Origin of the sequence: Terrabacter aerolatus, from assembly GCF_007991735.1 — a bacterium.
Taxonomy (GTDB): domain Bacteria; phylum Actinomycetota; class Actinomycetes; order Actinomycetales; family Dermatophilaceae; genus Terrabacter; species Terrabacter aerolatus.
Window position 1 is genome coordinate 117,184 of sequence record NZ_BJYX01000013.1, and the last position, 6,469, is coordinate 123,652.

General features: G+C 72.2%; 8 protein-coding genes. 2 read left to right on the top strand and 6 right to left on the bottom strand.

Annotation, left to right across the window (positions count from 1 at the left end):
- Window positions 1-13: 13 nt before the first annotated feature.
- Together recO and TAE01_RS13105 are read left to right on the top strand one after the other, a co-directional pair.
- Entirely contained in the window at window positions 14-742 is a 729-nt protein-coding gene (gene recO, locus TAE01_RS13100) for a DNA repair protein RecO (RefSeq protein ID WP_147067129.1), read from the top strand.
- An 85-nt stretch (window positions 743-827) separates the two neighbouring features.
- Window positions 828-1,607, top strand: a complete 780-nt coding sequence (locus TAE01_RS13105; RefSeq protein ID WP_147067131.1) for an isoprenyl transferase — start codon at window positions 828-830, stop codon at window positions 1,605-1,607.
- Between the two features lie 68 nt (window positions 1,608-1,675).
- Here the strand turns inward: TAE01_RS13105 and TAE01_RS13110 are convergent, their stop codons facing one another.
- The 6 genes from TAE01_RS13110 to TAE01_RS13135 all read right to left on the bottom strand — a co-directional run bounded on the left by TAE01_RS13110 (window position 1,676) and on the right by TAE01_RS13135 (window position 6,454).
- On the bottom strand, window positions 1,676-2,650 hold the full coding sequence (locus TAE01_RS13110) for a type IV toxin-antitoxin system AbiEi family antitoxin domain-containing protein (RefSeq protein WP_147067133.1): 975 nt from the start codon (window positions 2,648-2,650) through the stop codon (window positions 1,676-1,678).
- Window positions 2,651-2,857: 207 nt separating this feature from the next.
- Window positions 2,858-3,265, bottom strand: coding sequence for a Fur family transcriptional regulator (locus tag TAE01_RS13115; protein ID WP_147067135.1), 408 nt, complete (start codon window positions 3,263-3,265; stop codon window positions 2,858-2,860).
- Window positions 3,262-4,287 carry a metal ABC transporter permease gene (locus TAE01_RS13120; RefSeq protein ID WP_147067137.1) on the bottom strand — a complete coding sequence of 342 codons (1,026 nt, stop codon included), beginning with the start codon at window positions 4,285-4,287 and terminating at the stop codon, window positions 3,262-3,264. The genes TAE01_RS13115 and TAE01_RS13120 overlap by 4 nt, the downstream gene beginning before the upstream one ends.
- Window positions 4,284-5,153 (bottom strand): metal ABC transporter ATP-binding protein, encoded by an 870-nt coding sequence (locus TAE01_RS13125; RefSeq protein WP_307723844.1) that lies wholly within the window; start codon window positions 5,151-5,153, stop codon window positions 4,284-4,286. The genes TAE01_RS13120 and TAE01_RS13125 overlap by 4 nt, the downstream gene beginning before the upstream one ends.
- Window positions 5,150-6,103, bottom strand: coding sequence for a metal ABC transporter substrate-binding protein (locus tag TAE01_RS13130; RefSeq protein WP_147067139.1), 954 nt, complete (start codon window positions 6,101-6,103; stop codon window positions 5,150-5,152). The genes TAE01_RS13125 and TAE01_RS13130 overlap by 4 nt, the downstream gene beginning before the upstream one ends.
- A 60-nt stretch (window positions 6,104-6,163) precedes the next feature.
- On the bottom strand, window positions 6,164-6,454 hold the full coding sequence (locus tag TAE01_RS13135; protein WP_147067141.1) for a DUF6703 family protein: 291 nt from the start codon (window positions 6,452-6,454) through the stop codon (window positions 6,164-6,166).
- Between the last annotated feature and the right edge of the window lie 15 nt (window positions 6,455-6,469).

Here is a 6,469-nt window from a genome sequence, read left to right on the forward strand (position 1 = left end):
AGAGAATGGGGCCATGCCCCTCTACCGTGACGAGGCGATCGTCCTGCGCACCCACAAGCTGGGCGAGGCCGACCGCATCATCACGATGCTGACCCGCACGCGTGGGCGGGTCCGCGCCGTGGCCAAGGGGGTGCGGCGCACCAAGTCGCGCTTCGGCTCGCGCCTCGAGCCGGGCATGATCATCGACGTCCAGTGCTACGAGGGCCGCAACCTCGACACCGTCACGCAGGTCGAGACGCTCGCGCCCTACGGCGACGCCATCGCCCGTGACTACACGGCCTACACGTGCGCCACCTCGATGCTCGAGACGGCGCTCCAGCTCACCGAGGAGCACGAGCCGCAGACCCAGCAGTACCTCCTGCTCGCGGGCGCGCTGCGCTCACTCGCGGAGCACAGCCACGACGCGGGCCTCGTGCTCGACGCGTACCTGCTGCGCTCGCTCGCCGTCGCGGGCTGGGCACCGAGCTTCGTCGACTGCGCGCGCTGTGGGGCGCCCGGGCCGCACCGGGCCTTCAACGTCCAGGCGGGCGGGGCGGTGTGTTCCGTATGCCGTCCGCCCGGCTCGAGCGCGCCCGCTCCCGAGACCTTCGAGCTGCTCGCGTCGCTGCTGACCGGCGACTGGGGTGTCGCCGACGCCAGCGACGACCGGCACCGGCGACAGGGCAACGGCATGGTCTCGGCCTTCCTCCAGTGGCACATCGAGCGCGGCCTGCGGTCGCTGCGCCTCGTCGACCGGGCCTGAGCCGTCCGAGAACACCCGACACGTCCGATACCACCCGAGACCACCCGAGCCGCACGCGAACCCGATCCCGACCGACCGGAGACCCATGTACGCCAAGCCGTTCCCGCACCCGTCCGGGGCGACGCCCCCCGTGATTGCGAGCGCCCTGCTGCCCAAGCACGTCGCGATCGTCATGGACGGCAACGGTCGCTGGGCCAACGCGCGCGGCCTCCCGCGGACCAAGGGGCACGAGGCCGGTGAGGCCTCGCTCCTCGACGTCGTCGCCGGAGCCATCGACGTCGGTGTCACGCACCTGTCGGCCTACGCCTTCTCGACGGAGAACTGGCGTCGGTCCCCCGAGGAGGTGCGCTTCCTCATGGGCTTCAACCGCGACGTCATCCGCCGTCGGCGTGACCAGCTCCACGAGTGGGGCGTGCGGATGCGCTGGGTCGGTCGCGCTCCCCGGCTGTGGCGCTCGGTCATCAAGGAGCTCGAGATCGCCCAGGAGCTGACCCAGCACAACACGGGGCTGACCCTCTACTTCTGCGTCAACTACGGCGGGCGCGCCGAGATCGCCGACGCGGTGCAGCGGATCGCCCACGACGTCAAGGACGGTCGGCTGCGTCCGGGGTCGGTCGACGAGAAGACGATCAAGCGCTACCTCGACGAGCCGACGATGCCCGACGTCGATCTCTTCGTGCGCAGCTCCGGCGAGCAGCGCACGAGCAACTTCCTGCTGTGGCAGTCGGCCTACGCCGAGATGGTCTTCCAGAACCAGCTCTGGCCCGACTACGACCGGCGCGACCTCTGGGCGGCCATCGAGGAGTACGTCGCCCGCGACCGCCGCTACGGCGGCGCCGTCGACACCCCGACTCCCACGACCTGACGCCACCCAGTCGGGCCGACGCCACCCAGTCGGGCCGACGCCACCGGCATCCGGATGGCTCGAGCCCATCAGGGTGGCGTGGGTCGGTGGTCGGCCGGCCGGCTGCGGGCCAGCGCGGCCCGGATCCTCTGCCACACCGCTTCCGGCTCGTCGAGGTCTGCCCAGGTGACGCGGACGACCGTCCATCCCTCGTCCTCGATGGCGTCCTGGCGCCGCTTCTCCTGCCACAACACGTCGGCTCCGCGGCGCGGGTCGGTGTACTTTACCTTGCCGTCGAACTCGACGACCACGCGCGTCCCGTCGATGCGGAAGTCGACCCGGCGAGTACCGAGGCGGGTCGTGATCTCGAGCTGCGGCGTGACGGCCAGCCCGAGGTCGGCGAGCAGGTGCGCGAGTCGCGTCTCGCCGGGTGACTCGTGCCGGGCGTCGCACCGCTGGAGGGCGGCTGCCGTCGCGCGGATGCCCCGATGACCGGAGAGCAGGTCGGTGGCGGCGCGCAGCGACTCCCGGTCCAGCAGCCCGGCGTGCAGCGCGCCGTCCGCCGCTATCGCGGCGTCCATCGCACCTGCCACGAGGCCGGTCTGCACGACCGCGACGGGGAGGGGCACGAGCGGTCCTACCGGTGCAGGTCCTGGCTCCGTGGCGGGCCACACCGGGGTCAGGCCCGGCACCGAGGAATGGCTGACGACGTGGCGGCGGCGCCGCGTAACCTGGTCGCCGACGCGGGTCACGTGCACGGCGGTCAGGTCGGCCCGCCAGACGGGCAGGCCTGCGAGCAGGACGAGAGAGTGATGACTCAGCGCGGCACGGCCTTCGAGCGCTCGCAGCACCGCCCGCGCGAGCAGCAGGTGGCGGTCGGTGGCATCCGCGGGTGGACGGGTGGCGTACCACCCGGTGCACAGCCGGTGCAGACGGCCGCTCGTGAGGAGGCGTCGGATCGCGTGGGAGTCGATGCCGTGCCGCAGCAGCTCGGCCGCGCTGATCACGTCGCGGGCGGCATACGGCAGCTCAACCTCGAGCCGGTCGTGGAGTGAGGTGCTCATGCCGCCAGCGTGGGTGCGACGCCGAGCGCGCGCTGCGTGGCGGCGGCGGGTTGTGGACGATGGGGCGGTGGAGCGGTCGGGTGTGGACGACGCCGCGCTCCGGGGGCGCGAGCCACCCTCTCGGAACGAAGCGACCGGCAGACCCGTGGCGCTGTGCCGTGCGGGTGGCGTCGCGCACAACGGGTGGCGTCGGCCCGCGCGGTGGGGTCAGGTGCAGTCGGCGCAGGTGCCGAAGATCTCCAGGGTGTGGGTGACGCCGCTGAAACCGTGCTCGCGCGCCACGGAGTCGGCCCACTTCTCGACGGCCGGGCCCTCGACCTCGACGGTGCGACCGCAGGCGCGGCACACGAGGTGGTGGTGGTGGTGCGTCGAGCAGGCGCGGTAGACCGCCTCGCCGTCGTCGGTGCGCAGCACGTCGACGGTGCCGGCGTCGACCATGGACTGCAGCGTGCGGTAGACGGTCGCGAGGCCGACCCCGGCACCGGCCTCGCGGAGCCGGGCGTGCACCGTCTGCGCCGACGTGAAGTCGTCGGAGCGCTCGAGCAGCTCGGCGACGGCGACCTGCTGGCGGGTCGGCTTCCGGGCGGTCGCGGGGGAGTGGGCGGCGCTCGTCATGGTCTGCTTCCTGTCGTCGGGGCAGGGGTGGTGTCGGCCTCTGCCGGGTGGTCGTGGTGGACGCCGTGCTCGTCGTAGTGCCCTTCGTGGGCGGCGTGCAGGTGCCCGTCGTGGACGTAGTCGACGTGGTCGCCGTGCGTCACCGCCGGGTGGCCGCACAGGGTGCCGTGCTCGTGCGCGTGGGTCTCGGCGACGTCGTGGCGCCTGGTCCCCACCCGCGCGAGCACGCCAGTGACGACGGCGGTCACGACGAAGAGGCCGACGGCCAGCAGCACGATGGTGCCGCCGGAGGGCGTGTTGAGCGGGTACGACAGCGCCACGCCACCGACGGAGGAGACGAGACCGAAGCCGATGGCCCACCGCAGGCCGCCGCTGAACGAGCGCGCGACGAGCTGGCTCGCGGCGTTGGGGACGATCATGAGCGCGCTGATGAGCAGCAGGCCGACGACGCGCATGGCGACGACGACCGTCGTGGCCGTCAGGACGGCGAGCACGATGTTGAGCGGCAGCACGGGGATGCCGACGGCCCGGGCGTACTCCTCGTCGTTGGCGACGGCGAAGAGTCGCGGCCGCAGCGCCCACGTCGTGACGGCGATGACGAGGGCGAGTCCCGCGAAGACGTAGAGGTCACCGCGCTGGGTCGTCAGGATCGAGCCGAAGAGGTACTTCATGAGGTTGGCGGGGGTGCCGTCCGGCGACTTGCTGATGATGACGACGCCTCCGGCGATGCCGCCGTAGAAGATGACGGCCAGGGCCACGTCGCCGTTGGTGCGCCCCTTGGCGCGCAACAGCTCGATGACGACGGCGGCGACGACGGCGGCGATGAGGGCGGTCAGGACGGGTGCCGTGCCGGAGACGAGGCCGATGGCGACGCCGGCGAGGGCGACGTGGCCCATGCCGTCGCCGATGAGCGAGAGGCGGCGCTGGACGAGGAAGATCCCGACCATCGGGGCCACGGTGCCGACGAGCAGCGCGGCGATGAGCGCCCGCTGCATGAAGTCGACGGTGAGCAGGTCGATCACGGTCGCCTCCGGTCGGTGCGGGTGGTGTCGAGCGGACCGCGGGCCAGGCCGTCGTGGTGGCCGTCGAGCTCGATGTCGTGGTGGTGGCTGTCGTGGTCGTGGTGGACGTCGTCGCGCGCGGCGGTGTACTCCGCAGGAGTGCCGTCGAACCGGATGCGGCCGCCGTCGACGACGACGATGCGGGTCAGCAGCCGCTCGAGGGCGCCGAGCTCGTGCGTGACGATGACCATGGTGACGTCGCGCTCGACGAGGCGGTCGAGCACGTCGGCGAGCACGTGCTGGTTCGCGGCGTCGACGCCCGCCGTCGGTTCGTCCATGATGAGGACGTCGGGCTGCCCGGCGAGCGCGCGGGCGATGAGCACGCGGCGCTGCTGGCCGCCGGAGAGGGTGCTCACCTCGGTGGCGGCTCGGTCGGCGAGCCCGACGACGTCGAGCGCGCGGGCGACGATCTGCCGGTCGGTGGCTCGGAGGCGTCCGAGCCAGTTGATGCGGGGGAGCCGTCCGGTCGAGACGATCTCTTCGGCCGTGGCCCGCACCGACGTCGAGAGGGTGTGGCGCTGGGGCACGTAGCCGAGGCGGGCCCGGTCGCGCAGGTCCTGGCTGGGGACCCCGAAGAGCGTCACGGTTCCCGAGACGTGGTCGTTGAGGCCGAGGATGCCCTTCATGAGGGTCGACTTGCCGGAGCCGTTGGGTCCGACGACCGCGACGATCTCCCCTCGCCGGATCGTGAGCGTGGCGTCGGTCAGGACGGCGCGCTCGCCGTAGCCGAAGGCGGCGTCGTGCAGGTCGATGACGACGTCCCCGGCGGTCCCCGGCGTCGACGGGCTGGGCGTGGTCGGTGTGGTCGGTGTGGTCTCGGTGCTCACGAGCAGCCCAGGCCCTTCTGGAGCGCGGAGAGGTTGCTGCGCATGACCTCAAAGTAGTCCGTGCCGGCCGAGCTGCTCGTGATCCCCTCGAGCGGGTCGAGCGTCGCGACCTGGGCTCCCGTCGACCCGGCCACGGTCTCGGCGAAGTGCGCCTCGACGAGGGTCTCCTGGAAGATCGTCGTGACGCCCTCCTTGCGGACGAGGTCGGCGATCTGCTGCAGTCCCGCGGCGCTCGGCTCGGCCTCGGGCGAGATGCCGGTGATGCCGTGCTGCTCGAGGCCGTAGCGCTGGGCGAGGTAGCCGAAGGCGGCGTGGCTCGTGACGAGCACCTTCGAGCGGCACGAGGCGAGCCCGGTGCGCAGCTCACCGTCGAGCGTCGTGAGCTTCGCGACGAAGGCGGCGGTGTTCCTGTCGTATGCCGCGGCGTGTGCCGGGTCGTCCTCGGCCAGTCGTGCGCCGATGGCCTTCGCGACGTCGGCGTAGCGCTGGGGGTCCAACCAGAAGTGGGGGTCGTTGCCCGAGTGGTCGTGGGCGCCGTGCTGGGCGGCGCTCTCGCCCGCGTGGCCCTCCTCCTCGGCTGCCGTCAGGGTCAGCCGTGCGGCGTCCGCGACGTCGAGCACGGAGGAGGGCTGGACCTCGGCCATGGCCTCGTCGACGGCCGGCTGGAAGCCGTCGGAGTAGACGACGAGCCGGGCCTTCGTCATGGTGGCGATGTCCTGGGGCGCCAGCTCGAGGTCGTGCGGCTCGGCACCCGGCTTGGTCAGGACCGTGACCGGCACCGTGCCGCCGGTGATCTGCTGCGTCGCGAACTGGAGCGGGTAGAACGACGTGACGACCGCCCCCTGGGAGGTGTCGGCACCGGAGCCGCTGCTGCAGGCGGCCGCGGTCAGGACGAGTGCCGTCGCGGCGACGAGGGCGGTGAGGACGCGACGAGGGGGAGCGGAGGGCATGGGACCATCATTCTCAATATGAGAATGATTGTCAAAACCGTTCTCGTGACGCGGGAAGCGTCAGCCGGCGGGGACGATCCTCACGACGGCGACGGCCATGGCGAGGGCGAGCACGGCCGTCCTCATGAGGCGCTCCGGCATCGTGAGCCGCTGCCACGTCAGGAAGAGCAGCCACCCGACGAAGGCCGCCACGACGAGGAACGCGACACCCGCCCACGGCCGGGGCGCGAGGATGCCGGCGGCGAGCAGGGCGAGGAGGACCACGAGCGCCACGGGTCGCGGGACGGCGTTGAGGCGCTCCACCCACGGGACGGAGGCGTGCTCGAGACGGGAACGGAAGCTCAGGGCCACGGCACGAGCCTAGGT

Coding starts and splice junctions, on each gene's coding strand:
- recO (WP_147067129.1), top strand. CDS start 14: ATGCCCCTCTACCGTGACGAGGCGATCGTCCTGCGCACCCACAAGCTG.
- TAE01_RS13105 (WP_147067131.1), top strand. CDS start 828: ATGTACGCCAAGCCGTTCCCGCACCCGTCCGGGGCGACGCCCCCCGTG.
- TAE01_RS13110 (WP_147067133.1), bottom strand. CDS start 2,650: ATGAGCACCTCACTCCACGACCGGCTCGAGGTTGAGCTGCCGTATGCC.
- TAE01_RS13115 (WP_147067135.1), bottom strand. CDS start 3,265: ATGACGAGCGCCGCCCACTCCCCCGCGACCGCCCGGAAGCCGACCCGC.
- TAE01_RS13130 (WP_147067139.1), bottom strand. CDS start 6,103: ATGCCCTCCGCTCCCCCTCGTCGCGTCCTCACCGCCCTCGTCGCCGCG.